This window comes from Desulfurispirillum indicum S5 (assembly GCF_000177635.2).
Classification (GTDB): Bacteria; Chrysiogenota; Chrysiogenetes; order Chrysiogenales; family Chrysiogenaceae; genus Desulfurispirillum; species Desulfurispirillum indicum.
The window spans coordinates 2565537-2586041 of record NC_014836.1; the positions used below are offsets into that span (position 1 = coordinate 2565537).

The following is a 20505-nucleotide window of genomic DNA, read 5'->3' on the forward strand; positions in this document are numbered from 1 at the left end:
AGGATAACGACATGCGACAATTTTTCGGAACCGATGGCGTACGGGGGGAAGCCAACTGCTATCCCATGACCGCCGACTTTGTGCTGAAGCTGGGAATGGCGGCAGCCCATATATTCAAAGACCGTGATACTTCCAAGAAAAGCCAGATCGTCATCGGCAAGGATACCCGACGCTCAGGCTATATGCTGGAGAGCGCCCTGGTGGCCGGAATCACCAGTGCTGGCATGGACGCTATCCAGCTCGGTCCCCTGCCCACACCGGGCATCGCCCTGATGACCAAGACCCTGCGCGCCAGTGCGGGCATTGTCATCAGTGCCTCCCACAACCCTTTCTTTGACAACGGCATCAAGTTCTTCAACCGCGATGGCTTCAAACTGGATGACAATGTGGAAGAAGAGTTGGAGCGCATCGTCCTGGAAAACGATGTGGAACGCTATACTTCCCGTCGTGGAGCCCTTGGCCGCGCCCGCCGCATCGAAGGTGCCACGGAGCGCTATATCGAATACTGCAAGGGAACCTTTCCCCGCAATATGACTCTGGATGGCATGAAGATCGTGGTGGACTGCGCCAACGGCGCCGCCTACAAGGTCGCTCCCGAAGTCTTTTCGGAGCTGGGCGCCCAGACCATTGCCATCAATACCCAGCCCAATGGGATCAACATCAATGAACAGTGCGGTGCCGTCCATCCGGAAGGGCTGGCCCAGGCGGTCATCAGCCATGGCGCCGAAATCGGCATTGCCCTGGATGGCGACGCCGACCGGCTTATCGTGGTGGATCGCCACGGCAACGTCATTGACGGCGACCAGATCATCGGCGTCGCCGGCCGCTTCATGCACCAGCGCTCCCTGCTCAAGGGGGGTGCCGTGGTGACCACCGTCATGAGCAACCTCGGCCTGGAGCACTTCCTGGCTGGCATGAACATCAAACTCATTCGCACCAGTGTTGGCGACCGCTATGTGCTGGATCGCATGCGCTTCGGAGGGTTCAACCTGGGTGGCGAGCAGTCGGGCCACCTGGTCTTTCTGGACTACGCCACCACGGGAGATGGCATCATCAGTGCCCTGCAACTGATGGCCATTATGGTGGAAAACGGTCGCCATATTGATGAACTGGCTGCCGACATTCCCCGCTACCCGCAGGTGCTGGTGAACCGCTCCGTTTCGGAAAAAATCCCCCTGGAGAATCTCCCTGCAAGCCAGGCACGCATCCATGACATTGAACAGGCGCTGCGCGGCAGTGGCCGTGTGCTGGTGCGCTATTCGGGCACCGAACCCAAGGTGCGGGTCATGCTGGAAGGCGACGACGAGCAGACGCTGAAGAAATACGCCGATGATATCGCTGAGTGTATCGTCAACGAAATAGCCGCGAGGGGGATATGATGGTAAAACTGGGAGTGAATGTCGACCATGTTGCCACAGTTCGCCAGGCCCGCAGGGGCCACGATCCGGAAGTTGTTGCCGCCGCCGCGCTGGCAGAGCTGGGTGGAGCGGACTCTATCACCATTCACCTGCGCGAGGACCGTCGTCATATCCAGGATCGCGATGTACACATTCTCATGCAGACCGTCAGTACCAGCATCAACCTGGAGATGGCCTGCACGGAAGAGATGATCGCCATTGCCTGCGCTGCCAGACCACTGCAGGTCACCCTGGTGCCGGAGAAGCGCGAAGAGCTGACCACCGAGGGTGGCCTGGATGTGCTGGGTAACGCCCGTGAGCTGGAGAAGGCCGCGACACGCCTTCGGGATGCGGGCATCAGGGTCAGTTTCTTCATTGACGCCAATCAGCAGCAGATACAGGCCAGCAGGGATTGTGGTGCCCAGGCTATCGAAATTCACACCGGCCACTACGCCGACGCCCGTGACGAGGCCACCAGCAACCGCGAACTGCTGCGTATTGTTGAGAGCAGCCACTTCACCCGCCAGATCGGCCTCCAGCTCAATGCGGGCCACGGCCTCAACTATACCAATGTCGGACCCATTGCCCAGATTCCCGGCATGCGCGAACTCAATATCGGCCACAGCATCGTCGCCCGCGCTCTTTTCGTGGGCATGCAGCGGGCAGTGGAGCAGATGAAAGCCGTCATCAACCAGTCCATGGGGCTTCGGGAGCTTCCATGATCCAGGGAGTCGGCGTTGATATGGTGGAGGTGGAGCGCTTCGACAATATGAAACTGCACTTCATGGAGCGGGTCTTCACCCCGGTGGAAATCGAATATGCTTCGGGAGTTGCCAATTCGCGGGAACGCTTTGCCGCCCGCTTCGCTGCGAAGGAAGCTTTTCTCAAGGCCATGGGCACTGGACTGCGCGACTGTCGCCTCAAGGATATGGAGGTCTGCCACGATCCCCTTGGGCGTCCATTTTTCACTTTTTACGGTAATCTCAGCCGTTATAATGACCGTCAGCGCTACAATGTACAGCTCTCCCTCTCCCATACCCGCCAGCACGCCATCGCCTATTGCGTGATTGAGACGGGGGAGTTATGCTGTTCGCAGCCTGTGCCCCACGGCCAGCATGACAATACCTCCTGACACCACAGCCTGAAACCCGACGGCTCGTGCGCACCCGTCCTCGCCGGGGCAAACCGATATTTCAAAACAAGATATATACACAGGTGAATAATGAGCAATTTTACACAGAAAAAATATATTTTCATCACGGGAGGCGTTCTGAGTTCGCTGGGCAAGGGGCTGGCGGCTGCCAGCATCGGAGCCTTGCTGGAGGCTCGCGGCTACCGGGTGAAACTGCAGAAATTTGACCCCTACCTGAATATCGACCCAGGCACCATGAGCCCCTACCAGCACGGGGAAGTCTTTGTCACCGACGATGGCGCGGAAACAGACCTGGATCTCGGCCACTACGAGCGCTTCGTCAATATGACCACCAACCGCTACTCCAACATCACCACCGGCCAGGTGTACAACAACGTCATCACCAAGGAGCGACGCGGCGATTACCTGGGCGGCACCGTGCAGGTAATCCCCCACATCACCGACGAAATCAAGCGCCATATCTACCTGGGCAACGAGGACGCCGACATCATCATGACGGAAATCGGCGGGACGGTCGGCGACATTGAAAGCCTGCCGTTCCTGGAAGCTATCCGTCAGTTCGCCTACGACGTGGGACGGGAAAACGTCTGCTACATGCACCTGACCCTGGTGCCCTACATGGCCGCCTCCGGTGAACTGAAGACCAAGCCGACCCAGCACAGTGTCAAGGAGCTGCGCGAAATCGGCATTCAGCCCGATGTCCTGTTCTGCCGCACGGAATACCCCCTTTCCTACGATATCCGCGAGAAAATCGCCCTGTTCTGCAACGTCAAGCCCAAGCGGGTCATCGAAGCCATTGATGTGGATACCATCTACCGCGTCCCCCTCCAATTCTACAATGAAAAAGCTGACGAGGCGGTTCTGGATGTGCTGGGTCTGGAATATAACCAGGCCGACCTGAGCGAGTGGCAGCGCATTGTGGATCGCAGCATCAATCCTTCTGAAGAGACCACCATCGGCGTGGTTGGCAAGTACGCCAAACTCAAGGAAGCCTACAAGTCCCTCTCTGAGAGCATCGGCCATGCCGGTATCGAAAACGACATCCGCGTCAACATCAAGTGGATCGACGCGGAAGAGGTGACGCGCCAGGGGGCAGCAACCCTGTTGCAGGATGTTGATGGCATCCTGGTTCCCGGCGGTTTTGGCGACCGGGGAGTGGAAGGAAAGATTCAGGCCATCCGCTACGCCCGCGAGAAGAAAGTTCCCTTCTTCGGTATCTGCCTGGGCATGCAATGTGCGGTTATTGAATACGCCCGCAACGTCCTGGGCATACAGGAAGCCACCAGTATTGAATTTGACAGCGAGGCCCGACACCCTGTCATTGACTTCATGGCCGACCAGAAAAATCTCACCAATCTCGGCGGCACCATGCGCCTGGGCAAATACGACTGCAGGCTCCAGCCCGATACTCTCTCCCACAAAGCTTACGGCCAGGAGCTGGTCAGCGAGCGCCACCGCCACCGCCTGGAGTTCAACAACAAGTACCGCGACGAGCTGCAGAAGGCTGGCCTGGTCATCTCAGGCACCAGCCCCGATGATACCCTGGTGGAGATCGTTGAAGTGCCTAACCACCCCTGGTTTGTGGCCTGCCAGTTCCACCCGGAGTTCAAATCGCGGCCATCCAAGGCCCACCCACTCTTCCGCGAATTCATCAAAGCCAGTGTCAAGAGTGGCAAACTCTTCAAAGAGGAGTAGGCGAGCTGACTTCCCCATGACGACCCGGCGAAGCGTGGCTGTTTTGCGAACACTGACGGCAAAGGCATACCGGCCATGAAAAAACTCACGGTCATCTTTTTTCTGATACTTTTCCTCGCCATGGCGAGCATTGTCTGGATATCCAGCAAAGTTGAAGGGGTGGTGGAATATCTGCGCCTGGAACACGGCCTGGATGTCACCTACAGCACCCTTTCGGCCAATCTTCGCGGCATATACTTCTCCGACCTGGTCATCGAATACCAGACCCACCGGGCCGCTTTCGAGTCGGCACAGATCACGGTGTTCTGGAAGTGGCCCCTGGCAGTACCCGGCCTGGGGCTGGTGATTTCCGACGGCCAGATCAGCCTCGGCGATCTCTTTCCCCCGGATCGCGAACCCCTTGACCCTGAGGTGCTGGGCAGCAAGCTGCACCAGAGTACCGCCCGCTTCAGTCCAGTGGTACGGGGCATTCGCGTTGAACGTACCGACATCGCCCTTGCAGATGGCTCCCGTGCCAGCAACCTGACCGCGGCCATGGACAGCTCCCTTGATTTCCAGATGACCCTGGATGAGCTCTCCTTCCACGGGCAGACCATACAGAACCTTGAAGCCACGGGCACATTGCACCCCGCTGCACTGGCGGCCTCCCTGGAAGAGGCTGCCCTGGAATGGCAGGATCATGTCCTGCGTGCCCGGGGGCACGTAGGACAGCGGGGAATCGACATGCACCTGGAAACCAGCCACAGCGTCGACATCCGCTTCCTGAAAACGCGCCTGGATATTCAGGTGCGCGCCCATGGCCAGTGGCAGGAGCTGCACCATGAGGGCTCGGTCACAAGTTCCCGTTCCACCATTCTGGGCAATGGTACCTTTCCAGATCTGCGCGCAGAGTTCCATGGCGACATGCAGCAGGTCGAGGTGAACCTCGCTCCTGTGGACAAATCAGACTTCCACCTGCGGGCCACGGTTCCCTTTGACCTGGAGACCATCAGCCTGCAGGCCACCTTTGACCGCTTTCACCTGCACCCCTACCTGCTGCCCCATATCCGCTTTCTGGATTTTGATGATATTTCCGGCGAAGTTGAGGGTTCGTTCTCCCCTGATGAAGGGGTGCTGCGCGGCGCTGGTGTTCTGGATTTCTCCTATAACGCTTTCCACAGGCCCCTGAAAGCCCGGCTCAGTACAGCAATGGATATCGACCGCCATGGTATCCGCTTCCACGATGGCACCCTGAATTCTGAACACTTCACTGCGGAAGCGGGCGGTGAGCTGGTCTTCAGTGGTCCTGACTTCTTTCGCCTGTGGAGCCATGGCGAAGTTCACGACCTGGCCCCCATCCTGGAAAGCTTCTGGGTGAACTTCATCGACGGCAACTCGCGCTTTGCGGTCAGTATCAACGGTCCAGCCACCTCACCGCTGGTGGATGTGGCCTTTGACTCCAACGATCTTCGGGTCTTCCAGGGGCATCTGACCCACGCCTTTGGCAGTGTGCAGGTGGATCTCAACCATATCACCCTGCATGGCATCACCGCACGCACATCCACTGGCGAGGCACAGGTCAGCCAGGGGCAGATCTCTGTCTACGGAGCCAATGATGTCCAGCTGCGCTTCCCCTACACCGCCCACAATATCAGACTCGAGGATGCCCTGGCCTTTGGCAATCTGACGAATCTTCCCTCTCTGCCACGCATTCTGGAGGCTGATGGGCAGATTGAAGGCGAAGTGCGGGATCTGCAGATTACCTTGCAGGGGTCGCTGGCGGAACACCAGTGGCGCGAGGGGTTGTTCAGCCCGAAGCTTTCCGTAAGCGGAGCACTTCTCGACCAGCTTGTCCACGCCTCCATCGAGGACGAGCACTCCCATGTCAGCATCCAGGGGAATATGGATTTTGGCGGCAAGCTGAATTTCCGGGCGGCCGGGCAGGATATTCCCCTCTCCTCCTATATGCGCACCCTGCCTGCCGAGTGGTCCTTGCTGCTGGACAGCTACGGGCTGTACCTCTCAGGAACCTTTGCTGAGCCACGCCTTGAAGGAACCCTGGGTAACATTCAACTGGAAAACCCGGAACAGGATATCTCCCTGTGGGGAGATGTGGAACTTACCTATGCGGAGCGCGTCTTCAGCGCCGACATCACCCGCATGATCCTGCAGCGCCCCCTGATTGTCTCCCTGCACGGCAGTTCATTCCTCCACGACATGAGCGGGGAAACCAGTCGCCAGGAGCTCTTCCTGCGCACGTCCACGGAGCATGGCGTCCTCGAGACTGAGGCCTCGCTCCGGAACTTCTCCTTGGAGCACATGCGCGTGGAGGGTGCCCTTGACCTGGCTCTGGCAACCATCATCTCCCGGGGTGCTCTGGAAGGCAGAGGCACCGTTGACGTGGCCATCGAGGGCAGCGATACCATCAGGGGCACCATCGCCTTTGGCACTGCGGCAGAGCTGTTCGCAGTTGCTCAGCCCCAGCTGCGCATGCGACAGCTCAGGGCCAATGTCACCATTGATCGCCTGGCCCGCCGGGGTTCCATTGACGATATCGCCTTTCTGGTCGGGCGCGATGGCACTGGCGAGGCCCAGGTGTCGGCATCACTGAATGAGCAGGGACTGCTCAGTTACTCCGCTGGCTACCAGTTGCACAATGTGCTTTATCAACAGGGGCGCAATGTTCTGCTGCTCAATATCTCCGGCAGCGTCAGCGGCGACACGGCCACGGAACCCCAGGGAGAAATCGCCGTGGATATCAGGCGTGGCCAGCTCAATATTGACCGCAATGGAGCCGCAGCACCCACCTCACCACTGCTGCAGTTTCCCGGCAACTGGACCCTGAATGTCCAGGCATCTTCTCCCATTCGCTTCTCCATGGCAGAGGGCAGTATGCTGCTGCTCCCCCAGCTGCAGATTCGCCTGCAGGATGGAATAGTCTATCCACGCGGCAGAATCCAGGTGCTCTCCGGCAGCCTGCTTTTCAACCGGGACACCTACACCCTGCAGCGGGGATCAATAGAGTTCAGCGACAGCCTCATCGCAAACCTGAACCTCAGCGCAACCACCACCAAGCAAGGCTACCAGATTGTCATTACCATAACCGGTACCAGTGACGAGCCGCGTTTTCTCTTCCGCAGTGTGCCCAGTCTTCCCCAGGAGCACATCATCAGCCTGCTTCTCCTGGGCAGCTACGACGAAGGACTTTCCCCTGCTTCCGCGGCTTCCCATATCCTGGCCAACCGCATCGCGGAAACCCTCAATGATATAACCGGCCCCGCACTGCGCGGTGAAGCCTCGTTCCGCGTCTCATCCAGCGGTCTGATGAGCGACAATCCCGACATCGCCCTCACCAGTGAACTCTCTCAGCGACTGGAAGTACGCATTGCCCGTGAGCTCAGCGCTGAGGGCACCCAACAGTTCCAGGTGATCTACAAAATCTTTGATTTCCTCTACGTGCGTGGCCGCGAGCATATCGGCGGATCCTACGGCGTGGATATTGAATACAGGATTGGTCGCTGATGCTGGCAGAAATACTGACCATAACCATCATGGGGATAAGTGATGCCGACCAGGAGAAGCTGCAACGGCTCTTCCCCACGCCACTGAGCCAGGAAACTGCCCTGGAAACGGCAAAGCAGCTGGAGAATCTCTCCTACTTCAGTGTGGAAGGGGTGCAGGTGCGCGACCAGGAGCTGCTGCTGCAGATGTCGCAACGCTATCCGGTGGAAAAAATCGTCCTGAAGGGCAACTGGGCTTTCCTGGACAGTACCCTGTTCAGCCAGATCACTTCCTTCCCCGCTTCCGGCACCGATACCGTAGCCATCCGGCAACTGCGCCAGCAGGTACTGGATTTTTATATCCTGGAAGGCTACCTGGACGCCCGCGTTGAAGTGGAGGTGGTGAACCTGGACTACACCAGTGTTCTGGTCATCCAGATCCGTGAAGGCAGCCCCTATGTGGTGACTGACACCTCCTTTGTGGGCAGAAGTGAAACCGGAAGCCCTCCCCTTGTGCTGCCCGGCACTTTTTTTCGGCCTATACGGGTTATTGAGGCCCTTGAACACTGGAAAGCCCAGGCACTCTCCGAGGGCTACTCCCAGGCCGACTATTTCTTCAGCTTTGAGCGCAATGAGCGCACTTTTCCCGGCTTCTCCATCGCGGCCCCCTTCAAGACGCTCTTCAACGTGCTTAACCAGCGTCGAGGCGTCAGCCTCTACATCGGGCTCTTCCCCGGTGACAAGCTGGACGTGGAGCTGGAGGTTCCCGAAGGGATAGACCCCGGGCGCTTCCTGCAGTCTCTGCGCCTGGAGCAGCGCTCGGCCATTGATGAGTTTGAGATTCCCCTGCTGGAGCATGACATCCGCAACTTCATGCTGCGCAATGGCTTCACCACGACATCCATATCCATCGAACCCGCCGCTCCCCACCTGCGCATCCGGGTGGAGGGGCACCGCAAAAGCTATTCGGCTGTCACCATTGAGGCACCGGTATGGCAGTCTTCTCTGGAAAAGCGTCTGCAGGAACAGCTCCGGGATGGCATTCTGGAACAGGAAAGCGTGGCGGACTTCCAGCGCCGGGCCTACCTGGAGCTGTTAAATCGCTCGGTGGAAAGCCGCATCCGCATTACCGATCAGGAAGAAGGGCAGGCCACCATGTACTTTGATATGCGTTTTCCGCGCCTGCCCCTCCACATGAGCGTTCACGATGGCACCCAGGAGGAGGAGCAGACACGGCAGCAGGCGCTCATGACCCTGCACCAGCTCTACATGGATAACGAACGCTCCCTGGATGACCCCCAGCTGATCGCTCAGCGAGTGCGGCGCGTGTACGCTGAAGCCGGCTACCTGGAAGCACAGGTGCGGGTGGAGCGCCACGTGGCACCCGATCACGTGGGAGTTCTCGTGCGAGTGGATGAAGGGCAACGCTTCCGAAGCGCAGGGGTTATCACTTTCGGTGCCGAGAACACTTCCAGACGCTACATCCGCCGCATGACAGGCCACCCGCAAATGCAGCCTTTCGCCAGGGCGTCTGATATCGAAGGCGCCAGACGGGTTGTCGAAGCAGAGCGCATATTCTCCTACAGCCAGTACACCCCGTTACTGGTGGACGGCAATGTTCACCATATTGTCGAAGCCGAAGACCGCGACAACCTCTTCGGCGCTGTTTCCCTGGGTTATGACTCAGCCTATGGTCCCAACGTGCAGTTCCGGGTGGGATACAGCAACGTCCTGGGCCGGGGTGGCGAAGTGACCGCGACCCAGCGGCACAGTGAAAAGCGCCAGGTCACCGCCCTGGAGTACAGTGAGAGCCACTCTTTCGGAATTCCTATAGATACTGCCTATACGCTCTCTCACACCTCTAACGAGTACGACAACTACACGTCCCGCACCGACCTGTTTTCCATGATGGTGCGATACTACCTGCAGGATACGCTCCCGCTGGCAGCAACCTACTGGCGCACCAGCCACTCCTATTCATCGGTTCACCCGGGAATTGTCCAGGGAATTGACTATTGGCCAAGGAGTTCCTATCACCATTTCGGGCTGAACATCCGCAAGGACGGAACCGACAACATCATCTCCCCCACCCAGGGGTATGAGCTTTCCGCCACCCAGCACTATTCACTCAGCGATTCGGCCAACCTCAGCAACTACCACACGAGCATCGTCAGGGGCACCTACTACCTGCCTCCTTGGCCCCGGGGAGTCATCGCACTCCATGGTGCCGCTGGCCAGATTACCCGTGAAGATGACGCACTGCCCGTTCCCCTGGAAAACCGTTTCCGCCTCGGTGGCGCCAACTCCATTCGTGGTTTCAAATACGAGGACATCGCCTCCCGCAGCAGCGGGGGAGCCCGAATCGGCGGATTTGCCTACGACCTGCTCAGCGTTGAATACCGCCACTTCCTGGGAAATTTCGAACTGGTGGCCTTTTACGACCTCGGCAATGTCTACAGCGAGCGCCTGGGAGACAGCAGCAGCTCCACACCCTACACCGGCATGGGCACAGGGATACGCTACCGCACCCCCGTCGGCCCCATCCGCCTGGATGTCGCCCGGGCTCAAAGCCACAAAGACCAGGCCAGCGATTTTGAAATTTACCTGACCATCGGCTACAGCTTCTGAATGCACGTTCCCGCTTTGTCTCCATTCACCATACGGGAGTGTGTATAAACCGGGGTTCACACAACGTCCGCAAAGCCACAAAGAAAGGCATTTCTCACGCCCGTTCGCTACGCTCACTCAAGACGCGAAGTACGCGGAGAAAAGGCAAAGAAACTCAAGTTTCGCATCTTGTTGTCTTGGGTTAAGGTGCTATTATCCTGACATTTATCGCGCGGAAACTGTATTGATTTTGAATGCTTGACTTATCTGGTATTCCACTTTTCGACTCTGGATATTGTCCTTTTTGACCGCGCAAAAAGGACGCAAAAACGCGCCCCCCGAACGCCCGTTTTTCCGGATCGTTGGCTCGCCTGTTCTGGAGATCCGGCAGACACTGCATCCCTGCAGTGCTGCCGGACCACTCACTTCCTGTGAGTGTCCCGTTCGGGTCTTGCCAGCCAGGCGTCGCACTCACCGGACGGGCTCAGGGGGGAATGGCCTGCTTCTGTCTCTCCCCCGTGTGCTGGCCCAGCCAGGACGCGCCGACTGGAACGCGGTAGACCCGCAGGGTTGCCGCCACGACGGCGGCAACCGCAAACCAAAAGCCACGGAGGGCGGTTGTTTGCGGTCCCCAGTTCCAGGCAAGCGGACGGCTGATAAGGACAGCACTGGGGGTCGCTTTTGCGCCACTTTTGGCGACCCAAAAGTGGCAAATAACTTATAAAAAGGTAAAGGTAATGTAAGCGACGCAGTCTGTGGAGAACCACTCCCCCTCATTTCAGCATGACAGAAGGGAAGACGCTAACAACCTGTCGTTTCGGGGTGCGAAACTTCAGAAAGAAAGCTTCTGCTTTTGTAACTCTTCACGGTGTGTTGGCACTCGCGCCAGCATTCCTCCCAGAGACGCTCACTTTCGTCCGAGGACCTACGTCTCTGCCGCTCACCATCCGGGCTCGCTCTCGGAATACTGGCGCTCCTGCTGGAAAAATCGCAGGGGAGCCGTGAATGGTTACCTGCTTTTTTTCTCAGCGTCCTCTGGCGCTTGGCGAGAAAAATGGCTGCTCTGCTTGAATTATCCCATTTGCGGTAAGTGGTTCCTGCTGACTTTTTCAGCAGAAGCCAGAGTCTTGTCAACCGGCTGCGTTATGAAATTGAGTGTTTCGACAAAGGGCAAAGGTATGCTAGACTGCTTTGTTGTGGTGGATGCTCTGAATCACCATAAAGCCAGCATGAGGATCCCATGAAAATCAATACTCCCAATCAGCTCACCATATTGCGCGTTGCTCTTATCCCCCTCCTGGTATTCACCTTGGCCTACAAGAACTTCACTATGGATCTGATTTCCGTGGCCGTCTTCTCCATCGCTGCCATTACCGACTATTACGATGGCTACCTGGCGCGCAAATACAACCTGGTGACTGATTTCGGCAAAATCATGGATCCTGTGGCGGATAAGCTTCTGGTCGCGGCGGCACTTATCTGTCTGGTTGAGCGGGGTGACCTGGCGGCCTACGCGGTCATTCTCATTCTGGCCCGTGAGTTCGCTGTCACGGCCCTGCGTGCCGTGGCTTCTTCCCATGGCTACGTAATGCCTGCCGACAACTTCGGCAAATGGAAAACCGGACTGCAGATTACTGCCATTATCATGCTGATTCTCAGCTGGAAAATCTGGTTCCTGGATATCTATGCCATCGGCCTGCTGATTCTCTGGATATCCATCATCATCTCCCTCTACAGCGGATGGCGCTACTTCGCCGACTACTGGTCCTACCGCAAGCAACAGGGGATGGGCGAATTCAGCTAGCCCATCTGTGAAGAAGAATTCACTCGTTCCCGCACAGGGCCTGTGCGAGAATGCGCAAGGTTGGCTGAAGTGGCCAGCATCCCGTTCAGCTATCGCCTGGAACCTGCATCACCAGGAACAGGTCGCAAATCATTGCCATTGCCCTTCAGGGTTGTTATAAAATGGATCAGATTGCATGGAAAGTGTGTGCTGTGCAATGTTGATGTGTTGTGTGTGAGTAGAATTTGCGGGAATCTTCCCGAATGTCATTGGAGTTGGTATGATGTCTTTCAAGTCGTTTACGGATCATCTGTTTTCTATGAAGGCCATGCTGGTTGTACTGTTTATTATGGCAGTCGCCTGCGCCGCCGCAACGTTTATCGAGAATGACTACGGCCCCGAAACAGCCCGCGCGGTGGTCTATAACACCCGTTGGTTCGAGGCTCTCTACGCCTATCTGGTGGTGAATTTTATCGCCAATATCTTCACCTATCGCATGTGGCGCCCGGCGAAGATTTTTTCCTTTATGTTGCACCTTTCCCTGATATTGATTCTGATTGGTGCCATGGTAACCCGCTATTTCGGCTACGAGGGTATGATGCATATCCGCGAAGGCGAAACCGTCAGCCACATCCTTTCTACTGACACGTACGTGCAACTCCGCGTAGGTGACAAAGAAATCGACTGGCCCGTGCTTATCTCCCAGATGGGCTCAAACTCGTTCACCTATACGGAAAACATTGACGGCAAGGAATTTGCCGTGAGCTATATCAATCACAGCGGTGGGCGGCAGAAGCAACTCAGCGTTCGCGTCTCCTATAACGGAGAAGAGCGCACCTTCAACCTGGTGGGTGGCCAGGGCCTGGAAGGTATCCCCCAGCGCATTACCATCGGTGGTCTGAACGCGGTTCTGGCCTATGGCGCCAAGCCTCTGCCCTTGCCCTTTGGCCTGGAGCTGGAACGCTTTGCCCTGGATCGTTACCCCGGCTCCAACTCACCAGCGTCCTACTCCAGTTATGTCATTATTCATGATGAAGAGCTGGGAGCCCCCAAGCCATTCCATATCTACATGAACCATATTCTCGTCCATCAGGGATTCCGCTTCTACCAGTCCTCCTATGACACCGATGAACTGGGCACCTACCTTTCTGTTTCCAAAGACCCCGGCAAACTGCCCACCTATATCGGCTACTTTTTTCTGACCGTGGGACTGGCGGTCAGCCTCTTCATGCCCCAGGGCCGCTGCCGCATCCTCCTGCGCCAGCTTTCCACCGCCAAGGCCACCCAGACGGCTAAAGCAGCCGCTGTGGCACTCCTGGCTGGAGCCATGCTGGTTCTGAACCCTCTCTCCGTCCAGGCCTTCCCCGAATACGCCAATCAGGAAGACGCCGAGGCGCAGATACAAGAGGCGCAACCGGCTGCTGAACAGCAGCAACCGCCCCAGCAGCGCATGCAGCGCCAACGCCCCGTCATGCCGGTGCCTGACCAGTTTGACCTGCGCCACTCCCAGGAGTTTGGCAAGCTGCTGGTGCTCGACGCCGCCATTGGACGCATCAAGCCCATGGATACCTTCACCAGCGAATTGCTGTACAAGATTGCCCGCACCGTTACCCTGGAGGGCTTTACCCCCAATCAGGTGATCATGGGCATGATGGTTGATCCCTTTGCCTGGCAGTACATGGAGATGATCCGCGTGGAGCACCCCCAGCTGCGCCGCATTCTGGGCATCACCGACGATAACCAGCGCCGTACATCATTCGCCAGCTTCTTTGATGAGCGCGACCAATATGTTCTGCTGCCCTATGTGGAAGCGGCCTATCAGAAGGACCCTTCCCTGCGCAACACCTTTGACCGCGGCGTCATCACCGTCGATGAACGGGTCAGTATCGCCTATATGATTTACACGGGCATGCTGTGGAAGTTCTTCCCCCGCCAGGAGGGCACCACCAACACCTGGTACACCATTACCGAGGCTATGGAGCGCTTCCCCGAAGATCAGCGCCGTGAAGTCATGCGCCTCTACGGCAATTACTTCACCGCTGTGGAACAGGCCATTCAGTCCGGCAACTGGAGCAATGCCGACCGCTTTGTACAGGAAATCCGCCAGTACCAGCGCGATCATGATCCCACCGAAGCCATTCCCTCCGAAGCCGAAGTGAAGGCGGAACTGTTCCTGAACAAGTACAGTATCTTCAAGAACCTGATGCCCTACTTCCTCTTCGTGGGCCTTGCCTTCCTGGCCGGCGCTCTGGCACGTATGTTCATTCCAGTCAACAAGGGCAAAGGCAAAAAGAACCTGCTGGACAAATACTATCCCATGTTCCACAATCTGATGTTTGCTCTGGTGGCCCTGGGATTTGTGGCCTTTACCATTGGACTGGGTGTGCGCTGGTACGTTTCCGGTCACGCCCCCATGAGTAATGCCTATGAATCCATGATTTACATAGCCTGGTCTACCGTGCTGGCCGGTCTGGCTTTCCACCGCAAGCAGTACGCGGCGGCTCCGGCAGCTGCGGTCATGTGTGCCATTGCCCTCATGGTGGCCCACCTGAGCAACATGAACCCCCAGATCACCAACCTGGTGCCCGTACTCAAGTCCTACTGGCTCGTCTACCATGTGGCCGTTATTACCGCCAGCTATGGCTTCTTCGCCCTCAGCCTGCTGCTGGGTATGCTGGTACTGGTTATGTACGCCGTGCGCTCAGAAAAGCGTCCCCACCTGGATACCTCCATCAGGGACATGATGATCATTAACCGAATTTCCATGATCGTGGGCCTGGGCCTCTTTACCATCGGAAACTTCCTGGGTGCTGTCTGGGCCAATGAGTCATGGGGCCGCTACTGGGGTTGGGATCCCAAGGAAACCTGGTCACTCATCATCATCCTGATCTACGCACTGGTTATTCATATGGATATGATCCCCAAGCTCAAGAACAAATACTACTGGATTGCCATTGGCTCCGTGCTATCCTTCTCCACTGTGCTCATGACCTACTTCGGGGTGAACTTCTACCTCTCGGGGCTGCACTCCTACGCGGGGGGCGACCCCATGCCAATCCCAAGCTGGGTCTGGTACAGTCTGGTGGTCATCACGGCCCTGTTTGTGGTTTCCTATCCCAAGCGTGATGGCAAGATGCCCCTGGCGAGGGAGAGCTGATGGAATTCGTACCCAAGTGGATTGCCTGGGAGAGCACCGAGCGCTGCAACCTGTCGTGCATCCACTGCCGCTGCTCTTCCGATATGGAAAAGGACCTTTTCCACCTGGATACGGCCAGGGCCCTGGAGCTGGTGGATCGCATCGCTGAATTCTGCACTCCGGTCTTTGTGCTCAGCGGCGGCGAACCCCTTATGCGGGACGATCTCTTTGAGATCGCCCGCCACGCTGACAGTAAGGGCTTTCGCGTCTGCATCGCCACCAACGGTGGGCTGCTGACCGACGCCATCTGCGAGCAGATGAAAGCCACCAATATCCGCATGGTCTCCCTGAGCCTGGATGGTTCTTCAGCCGAAGTTCACGATAACTTCCGCCAGGTCCCCGGCTCCTTCGATGCGGTAGTGCGGGCAACCAAGCTGCTGAAGTCCCATGGCATTCCCTTCCTGATCAATTCCTCGTTCACCAAGCGCAATCAGCACGATATTGCCGCTACCTTCCGCCTGGCCAAAGAGCTGGGCGCGAAGGCGTGGTATATGTTCATGATTGTGCCCACGGGAAGAGGAGAAGATGTGATGGCTGAGTTGGTGGCCAAGGAGGACTACAACGAAATCCTGCGCTGGCACTATGAGCAGGAGAAGCAGGAAGAAGATGCTATCCTCATGCGCCCTACCTGCGCCCCCCATTACTACCGCATGGTGCCCCAGCTCAACCGTGAAAGCGATACCAAACTGGAGCGCCGCTCTCTGACTTTTTCCACGGGAGGAGGCAAGGGCTGTATCGCGGCCCAGACCATCTGCTTCATCGATGCCAGGGGCAATGTCAAGCCCTGCAGCTATCTGCCCCTGAGCGCTGGCAATATTCTGGAGACGCCTTTCCAGACAATCTGGGAGGAGTCGCAACTCTTCCGGGATATGCGCGACTTCAAGTCCTACAAGGGGCGCTGCGGAGCCTGTGAGTACGTCAATGTATGTGGCGGCTGCCGTGCCCGCGCCTACAGCGTCACCGGTGACTACATGGATGAAGAGCCATTTTGCGATTATGTGCCCCTGAGACTGCAATAGAACATGACCTTCCGGCAACTCAGGAGAACGTCTGCGGTACTACCGTTTCAATTACTGAATAAGTGAGGAATGCATGCCAAATTACGATTTCATCAATGCCTGTTACGGCAAACCCGTCAGCCGCACCCCCGTGTGGTTCATGCGCCAGGCAGGCCGTTACCTGCCCGAATACCGCGCCGTGCGCAAGAACTACTCCTTCCTGGAAATGTGTAAACTGCCGGAGGTGGCCTGCGAGGTAACGGTCCAGCCCATTGATATCATCGGCACTGACGCCGCCATCCTCTTCTCGGATATCCTGGTTCCCTTCGAACCCATGGGCCTGGATCTGGCGTTCAATCCGGCACCGGTTATCGCCAACCCCATCCGGACCCGCCAGGCCGTAGACAGCCTGCGCCTGGATGCCGCCGGAGAAGTCACCTTTGTCTATGACGCCATCAAGCTGCTCAAGAAGGAGCTGGCCAGCCGCAATGTTCCGCTGATCGGCTTCAGCGGTGCTCCCTTCACCCTGGCCTGCTACGCCGTGGAAGGCGCTGGCAGCAAGAACTACCCCACCCTGAAGCGCATGATGTACAGCGACCCGGCCCTCTTCTCCGACCTGATGCGCGCCTTTGTGGTGGTCACCGCTGAGTATCTGAACAACCAGATCGCCGCTGGCGCCGATGCGATCCAGATCTTTGATTCCTGGGGCGGCATCCTCTCCCGCCAGGACTATGACCACTTCGTGCTGCCCCACATGAAGAGTCTGATGGGCCAGCTCAACCGCAGTGTGCCCATTATCTTCTTCATCGGCAACAACGCCCATCTGCTGGAATCTCAGATGTCCACGGGCGCTGATGTGATGGGACTGGACTGGCGCATCCCCCTGGATGACGCGCGCCAGCGTGCGGGAAATCTCTCCGTACAGGGTAACCTCGACCCCACCCTGCTCTTTGCAGACCAGAAGCTCCTGAAGGAGCGCGTGCTCGATATCCTGGGGCGCAACAACGGCCGCGAGGGCTTTATTTTCAACCTCGGCCACGGTATCACTCCGGAAACCCCTGTCGATAATGTCAAAATGGTTGTGGAACTGGTACACGAGTACCCCATTAACTGATTCGCATAACGGGCCTCCCGTCGACTACGGTGCTGTTGTTGACGGGAGGTTCCTTTGTGCATGAGAAGGAAATTTCGCCATGGTCAGTGCCCTTCAGCATGCGAGCTTCATCGCCTATCTGCTCTCCTGTATCTTCTTCTTCCGCTATATCAGCAAAGATACGCAGTTCACAGAGCGGGCTGCATATCTTTTTGCCACCTGCGGGCTTATCTTCCAGCTCTTCCCCATGGCTATCATCATACGTGACGCGGGATACTTTCCCCTGGAAAATCCCCTGATAATGCTTTCGCTGTTTGCCGCCTGCATTCTGGTCATTTTCCTCATCTTCTCTCACCAGCACCGCTTCGCCATTTCCGGCACCTTTGTCATGCCCCTGGTCGCCTTTGCCGCCGCCAGCCAGCTGGTCATGAGTGAACCACACCTCGGCCTGCCTGAAGCCCTGCAGTCCTCCCTGTTCACCCTGCATATTCTCCTTGTGACCATTGCCTTTTCCTTTTTTTTCCTGTGTGCCTGTACCGCGGTGTTCTATCTGATCATGGAAGACCAGCTGAAAAATAAAAAACAGGGAGCCCTCTTCCATCGCATTCCCAGTATCGGCTCGCTGATCCGCCTGAAAAACCAGGCGCTGCTGTGGGGCTTTCTCAGCTATACCGCAGGAATTCTCGTCTCCCTCTACTGGAGCACCCAGCTCTACGGCCTCAGTGTGCTCAGCGGTGACCCCAAGGTTCTGGTCTCCTTTGTCACCTGGCTTATTTACGGATCGCTCTATTTCACTGCGAAACTGGGGGTCATGGATCCACGCCAGTCTTCGTACGCGGTCATCGGCTCCCTGTTCCTCATTATCCTGGCCCTTTTTGGCGTTGGACATATCTTCCCCCGGAACCAGCTATGACATTGATTGCATTAAGCTTCAGTTATAAATCCGCTCCCGTCGAATTCCGTGAACGCCTGGCTTTCGGCCCGGATACCCTGCAGGCCATCCACAGCGACCCAGCGGCTCTGGGCCTGAAAGAAGTGGTCGTCGTCTCCACCTGCAACCGCGTGGAAATTTATGGAACGTCCAGGGACCTTGAACAGACCATTGAACATATCTATTCCTACCTGCAATCGGCCACGCAGCTTGAACTCCAGAGTCTGGAGAGCTGCGCCCAGCTCTTCACCGGCGCCGATGCCGTCAACCACCTCTTCCGGGTCAGCTCTTCCCTGGAATCCATGGTGCTGGGCGAGCCCCAGGTGCTGGGGCAGGTCAAGGATGCCTACCGTGCGGCCCGCGAACTGCAGAAGCTGCCACAGCTGGAAAAGCTCTTTATCAGAGCGTTCAAAGCCGCCAAGCGGGTGCGTACCGAAACCGGCATTGCCCAGAACGCGGTCAGTGTCTCCTTTGCCGCCGTTGAACTGGCCCGCAAGATCTTTGAAAAACTTGATGAAAAGCAGTGCATGCTTATCGGAGCTGGCGAAATGTGTGAGCTGGCCGCCCGCCATCTGGCATCCCACGGTGTCAGAAACTTCATTGTCGCCAACCGAACATTGGAACGAGCCCAGCGACTGGCCACCATGTTCAGCGGCACCGCCTGCACACTGGACAAGCTGGAAGACTATCTGCACACCTGCGATATCGTCATCTGCTCCACCGGCGCCCAGGAACCCGTCATTACCAAAGATATGGCCCGACGCGCCATTAAAAAGCGGGGCATGGAAAACCCCATGTTCTTTATCGATATCGCGGTACCCCGTGATGTGGAGGAATCGGTCAACGACGTTCCCATGGCCTATCGCTACGATATTGACGACCTGCAGGAAGTGGTGGAAGAAAACAAGCGCACCCGCATTCACGAAAAAGAGAAGGCCCTGGGCATAATTGAACATGAAACCGCCCAGTACCTCCAGTGGCTTGAAGTTCGCGACATAAGTCAGTATATTGTAGCCTTTCGCGCCAACGCGGAAGGTATTCTCGCCAACGAGCTTGAACAAAGCGCCAGCAAACTCTCTGCCGAAATGCGTCAGGAGATGGAGCGCTTCGGTCGACGCCTGATGAACAAGTTTCTTCACGCTCCTTCGACCAACATCAAGCGTTTGCTCAGCGATGATGAAAACAGTGCCCTCTATGTGGAAACCTTTAAAAAACTCTTTGATCTGGAGCGTTCATGAAGATAGTTATCGGAACTCGAGCCAGCCAGCTGGCCCTGTGGCAGGCTGAGCACATCAAGGCCGAGCTGGAAAGCCGCTGGGACGATGTACAGGTGGAGCTGAAAAAAATCATCACCAAAGGCGATAAGATCCTCGACTCTCCCCTGGCCAAAGTCGGTGGCAAGGGACTCTTCGTCAAGGAAATCGAAAATGAGCTCATCGACGGTACCATTGATATTGCCGTACACTCCATGAAGGACGTTCCCACCGAATTTCCCGAAGGCCTTGAGCTTTTTGCCATAACCGAGCGCGAAGATCCCCGCGACGCCTTTATCAGCCGCAATGGCAAGAGCATGGCCGAACTGGGACAGCAGAAGGACGTCACCATCGGCACCAGCAGCCTGCGCCGTCAGGCCCAGCTGCTGACCCTCTATCCCCACTGGAATATCGTCTCCATCCGGGGCAATGTGCAGACCCGCCTCAAGCGCATGGAAGAGCGCCAGATGGACGGAATAATCCTGGCCGCCGCCGGTATGAAACGCCTCGAGCTGGAGCACCTGGTCAAAGAGTACATCGCTCCGGAAGTCATGATTCCCGCCATTGGCCAGGGCGCCCTCGGCCTGGAGGTGCGAAGCGCCGACACCGCCCTGAAGGAGCGACTGGAGTTCCTCAGACACCCGGTCACCACCCAGTGCGTTCTGGCCGAGCGGGCATTGCTGCGTACCATGGAGGGAGGCTGCCAGGTGCCCATCGGGGCATATGCTGTTCCAAAGGAGAATGGCAGCGTTTTCCTGAACGCCCTGGTTGCCAGCGTAGATGGCAAAGAAGTGGTCAAGGGGCAGCTGGAGGGGAATAACCCTGAAGAGCTGGGGGTCACCCTGGCCAATCAGATGCTCAACAGTGGCGCACGGGCAATTCTGTCCGTGGTCTATCATAACAATTGATCTTGCGGGAGG

At 57.2% G+C, this 20505-nt stretch carries 13 protein-coding genes; all 13 read left to right on the top strand.

Translation table 11 applies throughout. The features are described from left to right. The first annotated feature begins 11 nt into the window (after nucleotides 1-11). The 13 genes from glmM to hemC all read left to right on the top strand — a co-directional run bounded on the left by glmM (nucleotide 12) and on the right by hemC (nucleotide 20493). A complete protein-coding gene (gene glmM / locus SELIN_RS12025; protein WP_013506918.1) occupies nucleotides 12-1379 on the top strand; it encodes a phosphoglucosamine mutase in 1368 nt (455 codons plus the stop codon). Beyond that, nucleotides 1379-2119, top strand: a complete 741-nt coding sequence (locus tag SELIN_RS12030; RefSeq protein WP_041726109.1) for a pyridoxine 5'-phosphate synthase — start codon at nucleotides 1379-1381, stop codon at nucleotides 2117-2119. The genes glmM and SELIN_RS12030 overlap by 1 nt, the downstream gene beginning before the upstream one ends. Next, nucleotides 2116-2529 (top strand): holo-ACP synthase, encoded by a 414-nt coding sequence (gene acpS, locus SELIN_RS12035; protein ID WP_013506920.1) that lies wholly within the window; start codon nucleotides 2116-2118, stop codon nucleotides 2527-2529. The genes SELIN_RS12030 and acpS overlap by 4 nt, the downstream gene beginning before the upstream one ends. 90 nt (nucleotides 2530-2619) lie before the next feature. Further along, nucleotides 2620-4245 carry a CTP synthase gene (pyrG, locus tag SELIN_RS12040; protein WP_013506921.1) on the top strand — a complete coding sequence of 542 codons (1626 nt, stop codon included), beginning with the start codon at nucleotides 2620-2622 and terminating at the stop codon, nucleotides 4243-4245. A 75-nt stretch (nucleotides 4246-4320) separates the two neighbouring features. After that, nucleotides 4321-7746: a translocation/assembly module TamB domain-containing protein gene (locus SELIN_RS12045; protein WP_013506922.1), complete on the top strand. Its 3426-nt coding sequence runs from the start codon at nucleotides 4321-4323 to the stop codon at nucleotides 7744-7746. Next, nucleotides 7746-10352 carry a BamA/TamA family outer membrane protein gene (locus SELIN_RS12050; RefSeq protein ID WP_013506923.1) on the top strand — a complete coding sequence of 869 codons (2607 nt, stop codon included), beginning with the start codon at nucleotides 7746-7748 and terminating at the stop codon, nucleotides 10350-10352. The genes SELIN_RS12045 and SELIN_RS12050 overlap by 1 nt, the downstream gene beginning before the upstream one ends. A 1219-nt stretch (nucleotides 10353-11571) precedes the next feature. Then, nucleotides 11572-12135, top strand: a complete 564-nt coding sequence (gene pgsA, locus SELIN_RS12055; protein ID WP_013506924.1) for a CDP-diacylglycerol--glycerol-3-phosphate 3-phosphatidyltransferase — start codon at nucleotides 11572-11574, stop codon at nucleotides 12133-12135. A 259-nt stretch (nucleotides 12136-12394) separates the two neighbouring features. Continuing rightward, nucleotides 12395-15271, top strand: coding sequence for a cytochrome c biogenesis protein CcsA (gene ccsA, locus SELIN_RS12060; protein ID WP_013506925.1), 2877 nt, complete (start codon nucleotides 12395-12397; stop codon nucleotides 15269-15271). Beyond that, the gene (locus tag SELIN_RS12065) at nucleotides 15271-16329 is read left to right on the top strand and encodes a radical SAM/SPASM domain-containing protein (protein ID WP_013506926.1); all 1059 of its coding nucleotides are present in this window, start codon (nucleotides 15271-15273) and stop codon (nucleotides 16327-16329) included. Before ccsA (SELIN_RS12060) ends, SELIN_RS12065 begins: the two co-directional genes overlap by 1 nt. Before the next feature lie 73 nt (nucleotides 16330-16402). Beyond that, nucleotides 16403-17422, top strand: coding sequence for a uroporphyrinogen decarboxylase (gene hemE / locus SELIN_RS12070; protein ID WP_013506927.1), 1020 nt, complete (start codon nucleotides 16403-16405; stop codon nucleotides 17420-17422). Nucleotides 17423-17501: 79 nt separating this feature from the next. Further along, nucleotides 17502-18314: a cytochrome c biogenesis protein CcsA gene (gene ccsA, locus SELIN_RS12075; protein ID WP_013506928.1), complete on the top strand. Its 813-nt coding sequence runs from the start codon at nucleotides 17502-17504 to the stop codon at nucleotides 18312-18314. After that, a complete protein-coding gene (gene hemA / locus SELIN_RS12080; RefSeq protein WP_013506929.1) occupies nucleotides 18311-19570 on the top strand; it encodes a glutamyl-tRNA reductase in 1260 nt (419 codons plus the stop codon). The genes ccsA (SELIN_RS12075) and hemA overlap by 4 nt, the downstream gene beginning before the upstream one ends. Further along, complete coding sequence (hemC, locus tag SELIN_RS12085) at nucleotides 19567-20493, top strand: hydroxymethylbilane synthase (protein ID WP_013506930.1); 927 nt, start codon at nucleotides 19567-19569, stop codon at nucleotides 20491-20493. Before hemA ends, hemC begins: the two co-directional genes overlap by 4 nt. Nucleotides 20494-20505: the final 12 nt, after the last annotated feature.

What these genes read in the sequence shown, in the direction of transcription:
- acpS (WP_013506920.1), top strand. Translation starts at nt 2,116, where the DNA reads ATGATCCAGGGAGTCGGCGTTGATATGGTGGAGGTGGAGCGCTTCGAC.
- hemC (WP_013506930.1), top strand. Translation starts at nt 19,567, where the DNA reads ATGAAGATAGTTATCGGAACTCGAGCCAGCCAGCTGGCCCTGTGGCAG.
- pyrG (WP_013506921.1), top strand. Translation starts at nt 2,620, where the DNA reads ATGAGCAATTTTACACAGAAAAAATATATTTTCATCACGGGAGGCGTT.
- pgsA (WP_013506924.1), top strand. Translation starts at nt 11,572, where the DNA reads ATGAAAATCAATACTCCCAATCAGCTCACCATATTGCGCGTTGCTCTT.
- SELIN_RS12050 (WP_013506923.1), top strand. Translation starts at nt 7,746, where the DNA reads ATGCTGGCAGAAATACTGACCATAACCATCATGGGGATAAGTGATGCC.
- hemE (WP_013506927.1), top strand. Translation starts at nt 16,403, where the DNA reads ATGCCAAATTACGATTTCATCAATGCCTGTTACGGCAAACCCGTCAGC.
- SELIN_RS12030 (WP_041726109.1), top strand. Translation starts at nt 1,379, where the DNA reads ATGGTAAAACTGGGAGTGAATGTCGACCATGTTGCCACAGTTCGCCAG.
- ccsA (WP_013506928.1), top strand. Translation starts at nt 17,502, where the DNA reads ATGGTCAGTGCCCTTCAGCATGCGAGCTTCATCGCCTATCTGCTCTCC.
- SELIN_RS12065 (WP_013506926.1), top strand. Translation starts at nt 15,271, where the DNA reads ATGGAATTCGTACCCAAGTGGATTGCCTGGGAGAGCACCGAGCGCTGC.
- glmM (WP_013506918.1), top strand. Translation starts at nt 12, where the DNA reads ATGCGACAATTTTTCGGAACCGATGGCGTACGGGGGGAAGCCAACTGC.
- hemA (WP_013506929.1), top strand. Translation starts at nt 18,311, where the DNA reads ATGACATTGATTGCATTAAGCTTCAGTTATAAATCCGCTCCCGTCGAA.
- ccsA (WP_013506925.1), top strand. Translation starts at nt 12,395, where the DNA reads ATGATGTCTTTCAAGTCGTTTACGGATCATCTGTTTTCTATGAAGGCC.
- SELIN_RS12045 (WP_013506922.1), top strand. Translation starts at nt 4,321, where the DNA reads ATGAAAAAACTCACGGTCATCTTTTTTCTGATACTTTTCCTCGCCATG.